Raw genomic sequence first — 15,937 nt, 5'->3', positions numbered from 1 at the left:
CTTAAGCGGCGAGTCCATTTAAAACGCCTTCCAAGGTCCTGTTCTGTATCGACTTTCTCTGCTTGGTTCGGCAGGCGTTCTTGGCCAAATAATCGGCAGCCCATTCCAATCTTTCCCTTATTTCTGTCAGCGCCCTATGGGCCACTGCTTCCAATAGCGGTAGCCACCACGTCGCACTGTTCTTCGACGCTTTCAGCATCGATAGCGCCCCACTCATCACACTCTGCGCGACCCGTCTCTTCATCACCAGCGACAGCAGGCTCGTCCACACCAACCCCTCGGCAATCGCTTTCTCGCCCGTCACAAACCCCTTGAGCCGGTTGTGCGATTTCCACTCTTTAAATAACAACTCCACCTGCCAACGGCAGCGATACAGGCTCATCACCTGCTCTGCTGACCATGCTGCTCGCGGTAGGTTCGTCATCCACAGACAGAACCGCTTTTCCTCAGCAAACCAGCGCCGGATCAACCGGTACTCGACCTGGCCGGACTTCACCACCATATCCAGTACCTCGGCCCGACAGCGTCGCCGTCCGGCCTCTCTCAGAGATAGTCCCGCCAGCTTGGGTACTTCCCGTCCATCACCGCGCCAGGCTTGGATTATCTTGGGGTTCAGGCTTTTCGTGCCGCGCACCAGATAAAATCCGCCAGCGTCGTTCACCTGCTCAAACCAAGCCCTGTCAATGTAACCTGCGTCAGCCAGCAGCAGGCAGTTGGTCAGCGTGTGGGCTTCAGGCAGAAATTGCCGTTCCCCTGCGGTATCGGCAGACACACTCATGCACAACGGGCTCTGCTCCGACAGTGACATGGTCATATGGCACTCGATAGCTGCCGGACTGATGGTCTTGAACCGGCCGGGAAAATCAGCAGCAAGGCGCCGATGCACCGCAAAGGAGGTGCCATCGTGCAGTAACACCTGCTTGAACGCGCCGAGGGAGGCTGCTTTGAGTTGATGGTCGATACGCAAGGCGATGGCCCGCTCGACCAGGGCTTTCATAAACAGGGCAAAGCTCTCTTTGCGCAGCTGATTGTGAAACGGTTTGTAAGAAACCTGATGGGTGTTTACCAGTTGCAAGGCATTGAAATGGCGGTGTAAACCGGCAATGTCATTGACCTGGTCGCCTCCCATGGCCCGCAGCAGTGCAGGTACGAGCATGGCTGGGGTAATGGCACGCTGACGCAGACAAAACTTGCAGAGCCGAGCAATGCGCTCGAGTGCGGCGGGAGCCAAGAGTTGCTCCAGATAGTAATTAGCGTTGATAATAGTCATAGGCTTCGCGCGTGTTGATTTTGTTTGGCGATAAAATCAGATCACAAACGAAGCCTTTTTTATATCTATTTCAATTGGTTGCCGCTAAAGATCCTGTACATGAGGCGCTGATAAGAGAAAAATCTGATTGTAGAATCGGGTGCTACTCATACCTCGCCGCTTCCCAGGCGTGTATCGCCTGTTTGCGGGTCTCGCCCCAGTGATAGCCGCCGAGTTTGCCGTTTTGCTGGATGACCCTGTGGCAGGGGATCATCAAGGCGACGGGGTTAGCGCCCACCGCCAACCCCACGGCGCGGGCGGCCTTGGGGTTACCGACGGCGCTCGCCACCTGGGCGTAGCTCACCACCTTGGCGGGCGGGATCTCAAGCAGCGCCCGCCAGACGCTGATCTGAAAATTGGTGCCGCTCACGTGCAGCGAGATGGGGCGATCCGGCGCCTTGCTGGTATCGAACATGGTGTGGATGACCCCCTGGGTGCGTGATGGCGTTTCTCTAAGTTCTGCCGCAGGCCAGCGCTGGGCGAGGGCGGCCAGGGGCGCCTCTGGGGCCTGGTCATCGAGAAACGAGAAGCTGCACACCCCCCGTGGGGTCAGGGCGACGAACGCCTGGCCGAAGGGGGTGTCGTGCACCCCGTGATCGATCACCAGCCCGGCGCCGCGCTGCTTGTACTCGCCCGGCGTCACCGCTTCGAGCTGCACGAAGTGATCGTAGAGCCGCGAGCCGCTGCTAAGGCCCAGGGTGTCGGCTACCTCCAGCAGCGGGCGCGACTCCTGCAACAGCGCCTTGGCCCGCTCCAGGGTCAGCACCTGCAGATAGCGTTTGGGTGTCACTCCGGCCCAGCGGCTGAACAGCCGCTGGAAGTGAAAGGGGCTTAAGTGCACGTGCGCCGCTATCTCGTCCAGGGTGGGCTGGCGCGCCACCTGGCTTGCGATAAAACGGATGGCATCGGCGATGCGGGCGTAATCAGACATAAGGCGCTCTCACGATAGGTTTGCAGCCGCAGGATCTTGGGTACGACAAGGTCATGTGCGACAAATAGATACCCCACCATCGGCCAGCAGAGCAATGCCGGTGGTAAAGCTGGATGCATCGGACGCGAGATAAAGGGCCGAGCGGGCGATCTCCTTCGGTTGGGCCAGGCGCTTGAGGGCATGCATATGCTGCACAAAGGCGAGACTCTCCGGTGTATCGGTAAAGGCCCGCCCCATGGGGGTGTCGGTGCCCCCCGGCAGCAGGGCGTTGACCCGCACCCCTTGTGCCCCATATTCGGCGGCCAGCACCTGGGTCAGACCGATGAGGCCCGCCTTGCTCGCGGCATAGGCCGCCATGCCGGGCAGCCCCAGGGTATGGCCGACGAAGGTGGAGGTAAAGATAAGCGAGCCGCCCCGCGTGCCTGCATGGCGGGGATTTGGTACTTGGCCCCCACAAAGGCGCTGGTGAGGTTGGTATCCAGGGTCTCTTGCCACTGCGCCAGTTCAAGCCCCGGCACGCTGCCCGGTGTCCCCGTGGTGCCGGCGTTGTTGAAGGCGATATCGAGTCCGCCAAAACGGGTCAGCGCAAGATCCACCAGGGCGCGGGCATAGGTTTCGCTTTTCACATCTCCCGCCAGGCTCACCGCCTGGCCCCCCTCATGGCGGATCTCCTCCACCAGCAGATCCAGCTCGGGCTGGCGGCGGGCGCCGACGACGACGCTGGCTCCTTCCCTTGCAAACAGGATGGCGCTGGCGCGACCGATACCGGAGCTGGCGCCCGTGATGATGGCGACCTTGTTGGACAGTAATGACATGGCAGTTCCCTCGCGTGATGTGCATGGCGCCGGGTGGTGACGCTCATGCAGAGTTGGCAGACAAGTGGATGGGTTCAAACCCCCTCCTGGTTCAAACCTCCTTTGGTTCAACCCTCCTTTGGTTCAAAGCTTTGGGGGGGGGGCGAAAGCACTGTTGGTTTGAAAGCACTATGGCGGCGAACCTTTGTCACGACGACCCGGATCTTGCTCACTTGTGCCATCGGCGATGGCCCATCACGGCATCGGGAGATATCAGCGTTTTATGAAGGGAGTGGAAGGAAGTGGGAAGGGAGCGGAGCTGTGGCGCCGCTTTCCCAGGTGGTGGTGACCTGGGTTTGCAAGGGCAGGGCATGGAAAACAGTGCCACCGGTGTCGGCGGCACTGACGCAAGGCCTGGTGGGGTAACGCTCTTTTAGGGGTTATCAGGCCAGGGCGGGGCTGGATGTGGCGGCGCAGGGCAGGGCGGCCAACTGTGCAAGGTGCTCGCCCAGAGAGACCCCGGCGCCGGTGGCGTTGACTGTCTCGAAGTAGTCGTGCCAGCCCGATGCGGCTATTCCCTGGACGAGGGCCTCGATGGCTGCGGCATCCGGCCCGCGCCAGATGGCGAAGAAGGGGTGGGGCGCACCATGGAGGGTGGCAGCATCGGTCTCGCCCAGGGCGATGGGCTCCACCCCGAGGGCGGCGAGGTTGGCCATGCCTGTGCCAATGGCCTCGAAGAACTGCTGACGGGCCGTCTGGCTCAGTGCCAGCCAGGCGGGAGTGGGGGTGTAGAGCTCTGCCAGATAGTGGGTCATAGGGGTTCCTTCGGGAGTTGGCCCTTGCGCAAGGTGCGCAAGGCGTGTTGACAAATCCGGATTGTCGCGGGACTGGGGCTTTCGCGAGACCAGCGCGCGCAGAGGTCAGTGACCCACTGTGGCCTGTCTTTGCTCGCATCGTTCAGCCAGTTGGCAACGGAGTCCTGCACATAGGGGGCGGGATCGGCCTTGAGGGGCTCGAGCAGCATCAGGGCCTGCTCCGGTGCTTGTCGCAGGGACGCAAGATGGGTACACCAGACGCCGCGGGGCCGGGTCGCTTCGCTGGCAAAGCGTCGCAGTCGCTCGGACGGCTCCGCCGTCCAGGGCACCAGGGCGGCAATGGCCACCTCGAGCTGCGCAGCAATGGTCGTTCGCATTGCGAGCCAGGCCCACTCGCGCACCCCAAAGTGCGGGTCATCGGCGAGGGGGCGAATGAGGGCCAGGCGGTCGCTGAGCGACAGCCCCTCGCTCGCGCCCACCATGAAACAGGCCCAGCCCCGCACGGTATCGGAGGGATGACGGCTGAGCGCCGCAAGCTCCCTCGTGCCGCTCTCGGCCAGGAGCAGCCTGGCGGCCAGCGCCATGCGCCGGGTAATGCCCTCCCCGGATGCGGCGTGCATCGATGCCAGCGCCTGGGGCCCGAGCGAAGGCAGGGTACACTGCATCAGGGCGGCAAAATCCACCGCCAGGCATTCGGTCAGGTTGCTTGCCTCAGCCTCTCCCCGATTGAGCTGGGCGAGGCGGGAGGGGGCGATATCCGTGATGCGATTGCGTGTCATGGGTGCTCCTCTGTGGCGGCCTCAGTGCAGCCTGTCCGGGATGAGAGGACATTGAGCCAGGCCCGCTTGAGCAGGGCGCTCAGGGTCTCTCGCTCTGCCTGATCGAACCCGGCAAACAGGGAGCCTATCCACTGGCTGTGCTCATCGAGCAGGTGCTGCGCCAGGGCCTGGCCCTGCTCTGTCAGGCGCACCGAGATCTTTCGCCTGTCCTGGCTGTCGCTGTGGCGAGCCAACAGGCCGTCCCGTTGCAGACCGTCGAGCAGGCCGGTGATGGTGGCCCGTGTGACCCCCGCCTTGTCGGCAAGCTCGTGGGGAGCCAGCCCTTGTGGCAGGTCGCGCAGCAAAAACAGCAGCACGAACTTGCCTTCGGAGAGGCGGTGAGGGGCCAGGCGCGCCGCGCACGCCTGATCGATGGCAGCGGCGAGGGTCAACACCTCAAAGCAGACGCGTATGTTTTGGGTGTCCGTGTGTCCGCGGCGCTCTGCATCCTCGAGCAGGGCGAGGTGTTTCTGTTCCAGCGTGATCATGATGGTGAGTCTCGAATGACTTTGTATGGCGCCATACTATATGGCGCCAATCAAATGTTCAACCACCCAAGCACGCGACCGGGATGGTTCATGGCAACGGAGAGCGGGAGTGTGGCGATGGGGGGCCTTTGCAAGAGCAGGCGTTGCAAGAAAATCGGCCATCTTTGGCCGTCATTCCCTATAATGCCCCTCCTTTGTGGTCTGGGGGGGAGTGCCCGCAGTGAGCCACCGCAAGCCCGAATGTTGATAGAGACGATCCCATGCATACCCTGGAACAGCTTCGCGCAGGCGAGCTCTGCGGCGCCCGCCACCTCAAACTTGCTGAAAACCTCGCGGTGTTCCCCCCCGAGATCCTGAGCCTCAAGGAGACCCTGGAGGTGCTGGATCTCACCGGCAACCAGCTGAGCGAGTTGCCTGACGCGCTGGCCGAATGCAAGAAGCTGCGCATCCTCTTCTGCTCCGAGAACAACTTCACCGAACTGCCCGAGGTGCTGGGGCGCTGCCCTGCGCTCACCATGGTGGGCTTCAAGGCCAACCGCATCGCGACCGTCCCGGCCGCCTCCCTGCCCGCCAGATTGCGCTGGCTGATCCTGACCGACAATGCCATTGAACGACTGCCGGACGAGCTAGGCCAGTGCGACGCCCTGCAAAAGCTGATGCTCTCGGGCAACCGGCTACATGAGCTTCCCGAGACGCTTGCCGGTTGCCACCGCTTGGAGCTTTTGCGCATCGCCGCCAACCGCCTGCCAGCGCTGCCGAGTTGGCTGCCCTCGATGCCGCGTCTGTCCTGGCTGGCCTTTGCGGGCAACCCTTTCTGTGATGAGCAGGCGTGTTTGAACGGCACATCGGAGTTCACTACCGAGATCCCCTGGCAGGCGATCTCACTGGGGGATGTGCTCGGGGAGGGGGCATCCGGCGTCATCTATCGCGCCGAGTGGGCGAGGGCCGAAGGGCCCGGGGCGGTGGCGGTCAAGCTCTTCAAGGGGGCCGTCACCAGCGATGGCTTGCCCCTGAGCGAGATGACTGCGTCCCTGGCCGCCGGTCGTCATCCAAACCTGGTCGGTGTGATGGGGAGAGTGAGCGATCATCCCTCCGGCATCCCGGCACTGGTGATGCCCCTGATAGACCCGGCCTTCGCCACCCTGGCGGGGCCCCCGAGCCTGGACTCCTGCACCCGGGATGTCTATGGGGCGGATCTGAACTTCACCCCGGCCCAGGTGATGGCCATGGTGCAGGGGGTGGCTGCGGCCGCCCGGCACCTGCACGAGTGGGGCATCCTCCACGGCGATCTCTACGCACACAACCTGCTGTACTCCTTGCAGCCCGCGATGCCTCACTCGTCGCAGGAGGCGCCGGGCCGGGTGCTGCTCGGGGACTTTGGCGCCGCCTCCTGTTACGAGCGCGTCGATGAGGTGCTGGCCGGGCGGCTCGAGCGCCTGGAAGTGCGGGCCTTTGGCTGCCTGCTGGCCGAGCTGCTGGCGCGCTGTGATGGGGGGGACGCGGACCTTGACCCCCTTCATCGACTGGCCAGAGAGTGCGGCTTTGAGGTGCCTTCACGGCGACCCACCTTCGCGCAGATCCTGACCCGGCTGGCAGCGATGGCGACAAGCCTGCCTGGGGTCGTGGCCTGAGGCCTGCCCATCGTGGGCCTTCTCGTGCACTGGGGCGGGATCATGGGGCTTGCGCCACTTCGGTGAAGTTGTGATAGTGATGCACCATTGCAGATGACGAGAGGAAGATGATGGAAGCGGCATTTTGGCACCAGAAGTGGAAAGAGAACCGGATTGGCTTTCATCAGGCAGATTTCAACCGCTGGCTGCAATCCTGGTGGTCGGCCCAGCAAGGGAGCGACCCCGTGCTGGTGCCCCTTTGCGGCAAGTCCCGGGACATGCTCTGGCTGCGTGAGCAGGGGCATCCAGTGGATGGCTTCGAGCTCTCCGAGCTCGCCATTACCCAGTTTTTTGACGAGAACAACCTGAGTGCAGAGAGAAGCGAGGTGGGTCCCTATCAGTGCCACCGGCACGCCGATCTGCGCCTCTATCAGGGGGACTTCTTCGCCGCCCCCGAGCTTGGCCGCCGCTATCGGCTCGCCTATGACAGGGCCGCCCTCATCGCGTTGCCGACGGCCATGCGCCGTCAGTATGCGAACCTGATGAGCCGCCTCATCGAGGCGGGGGGACAGGTGCTGCTGGTGACCCTCGAATATCAGCCCGAGCAGCAGCAACAGCCGCCGTTCTCGGTAGGGGAGATGGAGGTGCGCACCCTGTTTGAGCGCGACTTTGGTGTCGAGGTGCTGGGCCGGGGGGCGGAGCTGGATCACCCCAGGGTGCTCTCGGGGCAGCTCTCCTATTTCGACGAGGTGGCTTACCGGCTGATCCGCCGGGGCTGAGAGGGCGCGAGGCCGATTCCAAGGAGGGAAGTGGCGCTTGTTTTACCTCCTTTGACATAGATCAACGTGGAAAATCAGGGAAATGCCTAAGATGAGGCTGTTTCTCAATCACTGCTGGTGCCGACCGGTGAGCTCTGGTTTGAACGCCGGTCGAACATCAACCCAGTGTCTGATTTTCACGCTCATGTTCACTTTTGGCGGCTCTGGTCGCAATTGATTATGGTTTTTCCAGCCGACCCCACGGGGTCGGCTTTTTATTGCCTGCGCGTGGCCAACAGGGGAGGTCAGCCTTCGAAGGTGGCGGCGTTGAGCCGAAATGCCCTGGGATCGTCGACAAACTGGCCGGTGATCCGCTCGTCGTGCTCGTGGCCCAGGCCATAGCTGCAGAGGATGAGGCGATCCGAGGTGCGGGATCTCAGCTGGGTGATGAAGCGCACCAGATCGGCACGGCTGAGCCTGCCCACCTCCTCGCGTACCCGTTCGCGCTGATCAAAACCCAGATCCTTGTTGCCGATGCTGACCCAGAGCCGCTGGCCGCGGCTGCGCAGGTTGGCATCCCGCTCGCTGAGCTGGGCCTGCAACCCCGCCTTGCTCTCCTGCCACTGCTGCTCGGTGAACTCCAGCATGGCGAGCGGGAAGAGATCGATGAACTCCTCCACCGCATCCAGCAGGATCTGCGGCCCCGCCACCGGCGACTGGATATAGAAGATGAGACCGGGATGGCGGTTGAGGGGCAGGTTGCCGGCTCCCACCACGTAACCGAGCTGCTGGCGGGTGCGCAGCTCGTGGAAGAAGGTGGATGACATGATGTGGTTGGCCAGGGTGAAGCAGGCGAGATCCCGCGCCCGGGTGGTGCGCGACTGGTAGTAGACCAGCAGCGCCGAGTCCTCGTGATCGCACCCCTGTTCGCGAATGAGGGTGCCTCTGTCCTGGATGGAGATGAGGGGGCGGCGGGTCTCGGCGCTGGGCTGGCTGTTGGCACCGAGGTGGCGCTCCAGCAGGGCCGCGAGTTCGAGGGCCTCGGCGGCCGTCCAGTCTCCGTGTACCAGGGCCTCCAGATGCACCCTGGCAAAGAGCTCGGAGACGAAGCCGGGCATCTCCCCGAGTTCGACGGTGCGCAGGTGGCGCAACAGCTGCTCGAAGGGGGGGTTGTTGGGTTGCAGCAAACTGGTGAGCTGGTTGAACAACTGGGAGATGGGGCGGGTCTTGGCCTGGTTCTCCCAGTTGCGGATAAGCTGCTCCTTGATCTCGCTAAAGCGTGCCGGATCCGGATACCCCAGGGTGCGGTTGCCGAGGATCATGTCGAGCAGCAGCGGTTGCTTGTCGGCAAAGCCGCTGAGGTTGATGGTAAAGCCCCCCTGATGGGCATAAATCTGGTAGCCAAGGCCCGCGAGCTCCGCCGGATAGGTGAGGGCGTTGAGGTGATCCGTGAGCAGTTCCACGGCCAGACGCGCCATGGCGATGTGACGCGGGCTCTTGACCGCATGTTCGCTGTCGACGGAGATATAAAGGCTGCCCTTGGGCACGCTGAACTGATGCTCATGCAGGTGCCAGAGCCGGAAACCGGGCCTGTCGATGAGGCAGGACGGCATGTCGGCGGGCAGCGCCGGCAGACGGGCGTCGAGGCGGGTGCTGATGAAGGGGTTGGGCGCCGGCAGGTGCAGGGCGGGATCCGGTTCACTCTGCTGCCAGCGGATCTTCTCGGCCTCGCTGATGCTCTGGACGCTGTAGGGTGTCTGGTACCAGCGGGCGAGGCGATCCGTACTCACTTCCGGGGCCTGGATGGTCACCCGCAGGTTGTGGGGGGTCAGCTTGGCGAGGAAGCGCCGGATCAGCGGCTCATCGAACTCGCGCATCATGTAGTCGCCGTAGAGCAGATCGTCCGGCCCGTAGCTGAACAGGTTGAGCACGAGGCCGGAGACGGTGTCGAGGGCCCGTCCCCGCTCCTGGAAGCGGAAGGCGGATTCCAGCACGCTGCGCTTCTCCTCATAGCGCCAGGCCTGCACCCCGTCGCGCTCGATGAGCTTCAGATAGCCAAACAGGGCGGCGATGATCTCGTCCACATGCTCAAGCCCAAGGGGGGTGAGGCCAAAGCTCACGCCAAAGTCCTTGAAGTTGGCGCCGCTGATGCCGCCGCCGGCGGCGAGCTGATTGACCCAGCCCCGCCCCTTGAGCAGGGAGAGCAGGCTGCCTTCTCCCTCATAGCCGATGAGGTGGCTCAGGAAGGTGAGGGGTTTTTTGTCGTAATACTCATCCACGCACGGCAGCGGGAAGGTCAGCGCCAGCTTGCGGGTCTCCTTGACCGGGGTCAGCTGAATGCGAATGCCGAGATCATCGAGCCGATAGAGAGGATGGCTCAGTACCGGAGGGCCGAGGCGGCGATCCGGAATGGCACCAAAGAAGCGATCACACCAGGCCAGCTGGGTCTCGATGGGTGCCGGTGAAAGCATGACCAGCGCCATGCGATCCGCACTGTAGTGGGTTTCGTAGAACGCAATGAGGTCCGAGCGCAGATCCCGGCCGGGGAGATCCGCCAGGGTGTCGAGGTTGCCCACCGAGAATTTGGAGAAGGGGTGGTCCGGATTGACCGTCTCCTTGTGCACCTGGTAGCTGCGGCGCACGTCGTCCTGCAGCTTGAGGCGGTACTCGGAGTCCACCGCGTTGCGCTCCTTGTCGACCCACTCTGGTGCAAAGGTGGGGCAGATGAAGAACTGGGAGAACCGGTCGAGCCCCGCCTCGAAGAAGCCGTTGTCGATGTCGAAGAAGAAGTTGGTGAACTCGGTACCGGTCCAGGCGTTGTTGCTGCCCCCGTGACGGCTCATGAATTGCTGGTATTCACCGGGTTTGGGGTAGGTGCGGGTACCGAGAAACAGCATATGCTCGAGGAAATGGGCCATGCCCTGGCGATCCGCAGGATCGTCGAAGTGGCCGGTATTCACCGCCAGGGAGGCGGCGGATTTGTCGGTCTCGGGATCACAGATCAGCAAGACCCTGAGCCGGTTTGCCAGCTCCAGATAGTGATACCGCCGATGGTCATTGGGACTGGCATATGGGCTCATTGGGGAGGGGCTCGCGGTGAATTTATTTGAATTTAAACATGATTATCGACCCCGCTATCTTGCGAGGCAAACCCTTTTCTGAGAGGTGGCGCAATTGTTTCCCCCGGCATGGCGGGGTAAGATTCCCCCGCTATTTAAACAGGCCCCCTGGGCGAGGTTGTAATGAAAATCTACATCATGCGTCATGGCCAGGCTGGCATGAACGCAAAGACTGATGAACAGCGTCCACTGACCGAGCAAGGCATCGAAGAGTCCATCCACATGGCGGGCTGGCTGGCTCCCCAATTGGCAGGCTCCCTGAACCTGGTGATCCACAGCAACTACCTGCGTGCCAGACAGACCTGGCAGGCCATCGCCCCCGAGTTGCCCAAGGCCCTCAAGGTCGAGGAGAGCGGCGACATCACCCCCTATGGGGACCCGGCTTTCGTGGCGAGCTACCTCACTGCGCTGGCGGCGGAGCATGACAACATCCTGATGGTCAGCCACCTGCCGCTGGTGGGGTATCTGGTCCAGAGTCTCTGCCCGGCGGCAGGGGCCCCCATGTTCGCGACGTCCGGGCTGGCCTGCATCGAATGGCAAGATGGCAAAGGAGTCTTGCTCTGGCTGGAAGGACCGCATACAATACGGTAAAAGTTAATAATAAGTTACAGTTTGGTTTTTTGGGGAAGAGAGAGTCGAATTTTCCGGTTTTTTATATAAATTTAACGGAATTATTTCGCATAAGCTGCTGTCATACGGATACAACTTCAAGAGGTTGCAAACGATGAGAGTGTTCAAGAAGTACCTGCCACTGATGGTGGCAAAACATGTCAAAACCTTCTTCAAGGGGCGGATTTACATCCACGGCAGGGGGCGCTTCGATTTCCAGTCGGGCTTGCTGATGATGCCATTGCAAGCCGACATTCCCCATCGCCAGACGGTGCTCGAGGTCAATGAACTGATTTCAAGGCTCCACATGGATGCCGCCTGAGGCGCCTCAGGCTGACCCTGGTCCCCCTCATGCCCGCCCCTGTGCGGGCATGATTGTTGATGGAGCCTGGGCGCGGTGCCAACCGTTCGCGTCATGGCGCTTCTTCCTGCGTTGGCAGGCTTGCTTATCCTGATTGCCTCTCTATACTCGCGCGCAATACCCGCCTTTTTATTCTGGATATCGCAATGCCCCTTGCCTTCCTGTTTCCCTTCTCCTGCATGGCCATCTGGGCCGGCAATGGCATCGTCAGCAAGCTGGCGGTCGGGGTGTTGTCTCCTGCGGCGCTCGCCTGGTCGCGCTGGATGGTGGCGGCCCTTGTGCTGACCCCGTTTCTGGCTCACCGGGCCTGGCGCGAGCGCCGCAAACTGCGGGCCGGTTTCTCGAAGCTGGCGGTGCTGGCCCTGCTCGGGATGGTCTTGAACCAGACCTTTGGCTATTACGCGGCCCAGACCCTGGGTGCCACCGAGATTGGCCTGATGATGGGACTGACCCCCTTGATGACGGTGCTGCTCAGCATCTGGTTGCTGCGCGAGCGGCCCACCTGGGGGGCGCTGCTGGGAGGCGCCATCTCCATTCTGGGGCTGGCGATTTTGTTGGGGCAGGGGGATCCGGCCCGGCTGCTGACCCAGGGCATCCATATCGGTTCCGTCTACATGCTGCTCTCGGCGGCCACCTATGCGCTCTACAGCGTGCTGCTCAAGCGCTGGGATCTGGGGCTGGACAACTGGTCCATGCTCTACGGTCAGGTGCTGTGCAGCCTCCTGTTCCTCACCCCCTTCTATCTGCTGGTGGACGGGCACTGGCCCGATGGCAGCGCCCTCTGGCTCATCCTCTATGCGGGGATCCCGACCTCGGCCCTCTCGCCCTGGCTCTGGATGCAGGGCATTGCCCTGCTCGGGGCGAGCCGCACCGCCATCTTCATGAACCTGTTGCCGGTGATGACGGCCGCCCTTGCCATCAGCTGGCTCGGGGAGCGGCTCACCAGCTATCACCTCATCGGTGGCGGCATGACCCTGATGGGGGTGCTGCTGGCGCAGTTGCTGGTGAGGCCCGTGACGGTACGAAGACGCGCCCGGCTCGCGGTGGCGGGCTGTCAGGAAAAGTAGGATAAAAAAAGACCGCCATCGAGGCGGTCTTTTTGGTTCGGTGCCCAGCGTCACTGCGCCGTCAGATAGAGCTCCTTGGCATAGACCAGGTCTTGCGGGTTCTGGTAGGGGTAGCCCTTGACGTTGGGTTTGAGCAGCCGTGATTTCACGTAGAAGTAGACAGGGGCGATGGGGGCCTCCTCGTCGATCAGCACCTCGGCCTGCTGATAGAGGCGGTTGCGCTCGGCGGGGTCCTTGGCGTCATGGGCCTTGGCCAGGAGGGCGTCGTACTCCTTGTTGAACCACTTGCCGCTGTTGGCGCTGCTGCTGGAGGTCATGATGTCGAGGAAGGTGGAGGCATCGTTGTAGTCTCCGTTCCAGGAGTAGCGGCTCACCCCGAAGTCACCCTCGTTCAGGGCCGACACCATGGTCTTCCACTCCATGTTGTTGAGCTCCGCCTTGACCCCCAGGTTGTGCTTCCACATGGAGGAGATGGCGAGCGCTATCTTCTTGTGCCCCTCGTTGGTGTTGTAGAGGATGTCCACCGTCAGCGGCTTGTCAGGGCCGTAACCCGCCTCGCCAAGCAGCGCCTTGGCCTGCTTGATGCGCTCTTCCTTGCTCATCAGCTCGCTGGCGGGGCGTTTGAGCTCGAAGCCGTCCACGCTCGGCGGGGTCAGGCTGAAGGCGGAGAGCTGCCCCTGTCCCAGGATCTTCTCCGTGATGGTGTCCCGGTCGATGGCAAGAGAGAGTGCCTTGCGCACCCTGACGTCGTCAAAGGGTTTGCGCTGGGTGTTGAACACGTAGTAGTAGGTGGCGAGCATGGGGGCGCTCACCAGCTCCTCCGGGCTCTGGCGCTTGATCTGCTGATACTGCTCCAGGGGATAGGTGGTGTAGTGCAGCTCGCTCGCACGATAGCGGTTGTAGGCCGCGGTATCGGAGACGATCTCCAGATAGATCACCTTGTTCAGCACGGTGTGCTCGTTGTCCCAGTAGTGGGGGTTGCGCTCGGCGATGAGGCGCTCGTTCGGGGTCCACTCCTTGAGGGCGAAGGCGCCGTTGGAGACGATGTTGGCCGGTTTGACCCACTCATGACCGAACTTCTCGATGGTGGCCTTGGGCGCCGGGAAGGTGGTGTAGTGGGAGAGGGTCTTGAGGAAGAAGGGGACCGGGTTTTTCAGGGTGATCTGCAGGGTGTAGTCATCGAGCGCCTTGATCCCCAGGGCATCCGGGCTCTGCTTGCCCTGCACCACGTCGCTGGCATTGGCGACGCCGGTCAGCTCGATGAACCAGGCGTAGTTGGAGGCGTTCTTGGGGTCCGCCGCCCGCTGCCAGCCATAGACGTAGTCCGCCGCCGTCACCGGCTCACCATTGGACCATTTGGCATCGGGTCTGAGCTTGAAGGTGTAGACGGTGCCCGTGGCATCGAGCTCGTAGCCAAGGGCGCCCGCCGCCTGCAGCTTGCCGTTGCCATCCAGGGTATAGAGCCCCTCGAACAGATCGTTGACGACGTCGCTGCCCGCGCTCTCTTCCACCATCTGGGGATCGATGGAGGCAGGCTCGGTGCCGATGTTGCGCACGAACACTTGCTGGGTGGCTGGCAGAAGCTGGGTGCCTTCAGGCACCTGGGCGGCGAGGACGGGGAGGGTGAGCAGAGCGGCAACCGCCCCGGCGATAAGCGACTTTTTCATTGAATATCCTTATGTTTTTTTGCTTCCAAAGCGCAGCCAGTGTGCGGGATTGGGGGGCAGATCTCAAGAGGGGAGCCTCTGGCGCAACATTGCCGGGCGCCAGGGGGAGCAAGGCGGGCAGCCGCGTCGGCCCGGATGCATTCTTGTCACGAATTAACCCCCCAAAAGATGACGGATGGCACCCTTGTTTCACGCCGAAAGCCCGTGGTGGCGCGGTTTTCTGGCGATTTAAAGAACGGCTTAATTCGCTGCAAAAACAAAAAACAGGCGTTACATTGGGTTACAAAACAACGCTGCCGGGGATCGGCACTTTTTTTGCCGACACTTGCAAACGTTTTCAACGGCCAACGGAAACGATCTTAAAGGAACAAGAATGCGAAACATGATCACCATGGGCGAGTTCATCGTCAAAAAGCAGGCGGACTACCCGACCGCGACCGGCGAGCTGACCTCCTTGCTCAGCTCCATCCGCCTGGCCGCCAAGGTGGTGAACCGGGAGATCAACAAGGCGGGTCTGGCGGACATCATCGGTTCCATCGGCGCCGAAAACGTGCAGGGCGAGGTGCAGCAGAAGCTGGACGTCTACGCCAACGAGCGCTTCAAGGCGGCGTTGGAGGCCCGTGGCGAGGTGTGCGGCATGGCCTCTGAGGAGGAGGAGGACTTCGTCTCCTTCGATTCCGAGCTCTCCCGTCACTCCAAGTACGTGGTGCTGATAGACCCCCTCGACGGCTCCTCCAACATAGACGTCAACGTCTCGGTCGGGACCATCTTCTCCATCTACCGCCGGGTCAGCAAACCGGGCGCCGGGGTCACTCTGGAGGACTTCCTGCAGCCGGGCCACCGTCAGGTCGCGGCGGGCTACGTGGTCTACGGCTCCTCCACCATGCTGGTCTACACCACCGGCTTTGGGGTCAACGGCTTCACCTATGACCCCTCCATCGGCTGCTTCTGCCTCTCCCACGAGAACATCCGCATTCCGGAGGAGGGCAAGATCTACTCCATCAACGAGGGCAACTACATCAAGTTCCCGGACGGGGTGAAGAAGTACCTCAAATACTGCCAGGAGCGTGACGAGGCGACTCACAGGCCCTACACCTCCCGCTACATCGGTTCCCTGGTGTCGGATTTCCACCGCAACCTGCTCAAGGGGGGCATCTACATCTACCCGTCCGGCACCAACTCCCCGAACGGCAAGCTGCGCCTGCTCTATGAGTGCAACCCCATGGCCTTCCTGGTGGAGCAGGCCGGTGGCAAGGCGTCCGATGGCTTTGGCCGCATCATGGACATCCAGCCTACCGCTCTGCACCAGCGCACCCCCTACTTCGTCGGGTCCACCAGGATGGTGGAGCGGGCCGAGGCCTTCATGCGGGAGTTCTCCGCCCACGAGGATCCGGCCAACCAGGGCTGAGCCCGGGCCAGCGTCCCTTCGTCACGGGAGCCGTCAAGGCTCCCGTTTTTATTGGCGTGCAGGCGGGTTGAGCTAGGTTGATATGCTGACGGGCTGACGGGCTGACGGGCTGACGGGCTGACGGGCTGACGGGCTGACGGGCTGACTGACGGACTGACGCGGCGCCTCGGCGGTCGCGGTGCA

Annotated in this window: 14 protein-coding genes and 1 pseudogene; 7 read left to right on the top strand and 8 right to left on the bottom strand. The window is 62.4% G+C overall.

Features of this window, described 5'->3' with window-relative positions; all coding sequences use genetic code 11:
- Position 1 precedes the first annotated feature (1 nt).
- From C2U30_RS04035 to C2U30_RS04010, 6 genes and pseudogenes are all read right to left on the bottom strand, one after another.
- Positions 2–1,270 (bottom strand): IS4-like element ISApu1 family transposase, encoded by a 1,269-nt coding sequence (locus C2U30_RS04035; RefSeq protein ID WP_011191342.1) that lies wholly within the window; start codon positions 1,268–1,270, stop codon positions 2–4.
- Between the two features lie 142 nt (positions 1,271–1,412).
- Entirely contained in the window at positions 1,413–2,240 is an 828-nt protein-coding gene (locus C2U30_RS04030) for a bifunctional transcriptional activator/DNA repair enzyme AdaA (RefSeq protein ID WP_103243221.1), read from the bottom strand.
- Positions 2,241–2,291: 51 nt separating this feature from the next.
- Positions 2,292–3,055 (bottom strand): annotated as a pseudogene (locus tag C2U30_RS04025) (SDR family oxidoreductase).
- Positions 3,056–3,477: 422 nt separating this feature from the next.
- Positions 3,478–3,849, bottom strand: coding sequence for a DUF6616 family protein (locus C2U30_RS04020; protein ID WP_039039033.1), 372 nt, complete (start codon positions 3,847–3,849; stop codon positions 3,478–3,480).
- A complete protein-coding gene (locus C2U30_RS04015) occupies positions 3,846–4,628 on the bottom strand; it encodes a HEAT repeat domain-containing protein (RefSeq protein ID WP_103243220.1) in 783 nt (260 codons plus the stop codon). Before C2U30_RS04015 ends, C2U30_RS04020 begins: the two co-directional genes overlap by 4 nt.
- A complete protein-coding gene (locus tag C2U30_RS04010) occupies positions 4,625–5,155 on the bottom strand; it encodes a MarR family winged helix-turn-helix transcriptional regulator (protein ID WP_103243219.1) in 531 nt (176 codons plus the stop codon). Before C2U30_RS04010 ends, C2U30_RS04015 begins: the two co-directional genes overlap by 4 nt.
- Positions 5,156–5,415: 260 nt before the next feature.
- Between C2U30_RS04010 and C2U30_RS04005 the strand changes: the two genes are divergently transcribed.
- Complete coding sequence (locus C2U30_RS04005; protein WP_103243218.1) at positions 5,416–6,786, top strand: leucine-rich repeat-containing protein kinase family protein; 1,371 nt, start codon at positions 5,416–5,418, stop codon at positions 6,784–6,786.
- A gap of 110 nt (positions 6,787–6,896) precedes the next feature.
- Positions 6,897–7,544 carry a thiopurine S-methyltransferase gene (locus C2U30_RS04000; protein ID WP_103243217.1) on the top strand — a complete coding sequence of 216 codons (648 nt, stop codon included), beginning with the start codon at positions 6,897–6,899 and terminating at the stop codon, positions 7,542–7,544.
- Between the two features lie 284 nt (positions 7,545–7,828).
- Here the strand turns inward: C2U30_RS04000 and C2U30_RS03995 are convergent, their stop codons facing one another.
- The gene (locus C2U30_RS03995) at positions 7,829–10,603 is read right to left on the bottom strand and encodes an insulinase family protein (protein WP_103243216.1); all 2,775 of its coding nucleotides are present in this window, start codon (positions 10,601–10,603) and stop codon (positions 7,829–7,831) included.
- 162 nt (positions 10,604–10,765) lie between these two features.
- Between C2U30_RS03995 and sixA the strand changes: the two genes are divergently transcribed.
- The 3 genes from sixA (at position 10,766) to C2U30_RS03980 (ending at position 12,679) form a co-directional block, all read left to right on the top strand.
- Positions 10,766–11,233, top strand: a complete 468-nt coding sequence (gene sixA, locus C2U30_RS03990; protein WP_069651167.1) for a phosphohistidine phosphatase SixA — start codon at positions 10,766–10,768, stop codon at positions 11,231–11,233.
- A gap of 133 nt (positions 11,234–11,366) precedes the next feature.
- A complete protein-coding gene (locus C2U30_RS03985) occupies positions 11,367–11,573 on the top strand; it encodes a DUF1107 domain-containing protein (protein ID WP_005324080.1) in 207 nt (68 codons plus the stop codon).
- Between the two features lie 185 nt (positions 11,574–11,758).
- On the top strand, positions 11,759–12,679 hold the full coding sequence (locus tag C2U30_RS03980; RefSeq protein ID WP_039039040.1) for a DMT family transporter: 921 nt from the start codon (positions 11,759–11,761) through the stop codon (positions 12,677–12,679).
- Positions 12,680–12,729: 50 nt separating this feature from the next.
- Here the strand turns inward: C2U30_RS03980 and C2U30_RS03975 are convergent, their stop codons facing one another.
- A complete protein-coding gene (locus tag C2U30_RS03975) occupies positions 12,730–14,346 on the bottom strand; it encodes a peptide ABC transporter substrate-binding protein (protein ID WP_103243215.1) in 1,617 nt (538 codons plus the stop codon).
- Between C2U30_RS03975 and C2U30_RS22605 the strand changes: the two genes are divergently transcribed.
- The gene (locus C2U30_RS22605) at positions 14,346–14,732 is read left to right on the top strand and encodes a hypothetical protein (RefSeq protein ID WP_158654833.1); all 387 of its coding nucleotides are present in this window, start codon (positions 14,346–14,348) and stop codon (positions 14,730–14,732) included. The genes C2U30_RS03975 and C2U30_RS22605 overlap by 1 nt on opposite strands.
- Positions 14,720–15,754, top strand: a complete 1,035-nt coding sequence (fbp, locus tag C2U30_RS03970; protein ID WP_029314452.1) for a class 1 fructose-bisphosphatase — start codon at positions 14,720–14,722, stop codon at positions 15,752–15,754. Before C2U30_RS22605 ends, fbp begins: the two co-directional genes overlap by 13 nt.
- Positions 15,755–15,937: the final 183 nt, after the last annotated feature.

It is taken from the genome of Aeromonas sp. ASNIH5 (genome assembly GCF_002902865.1).
GTDB lineage: Bacteria > Pseudomonadota > Gammaproteobacteria > Enterobacterales > Aeromonadaceae > Aeromonas > Aeromonas caviae.
Note: the sequence above shows the minus strand (reverse complement) of the source record. Positions and strands in the feature narration are given on the sequence as shown.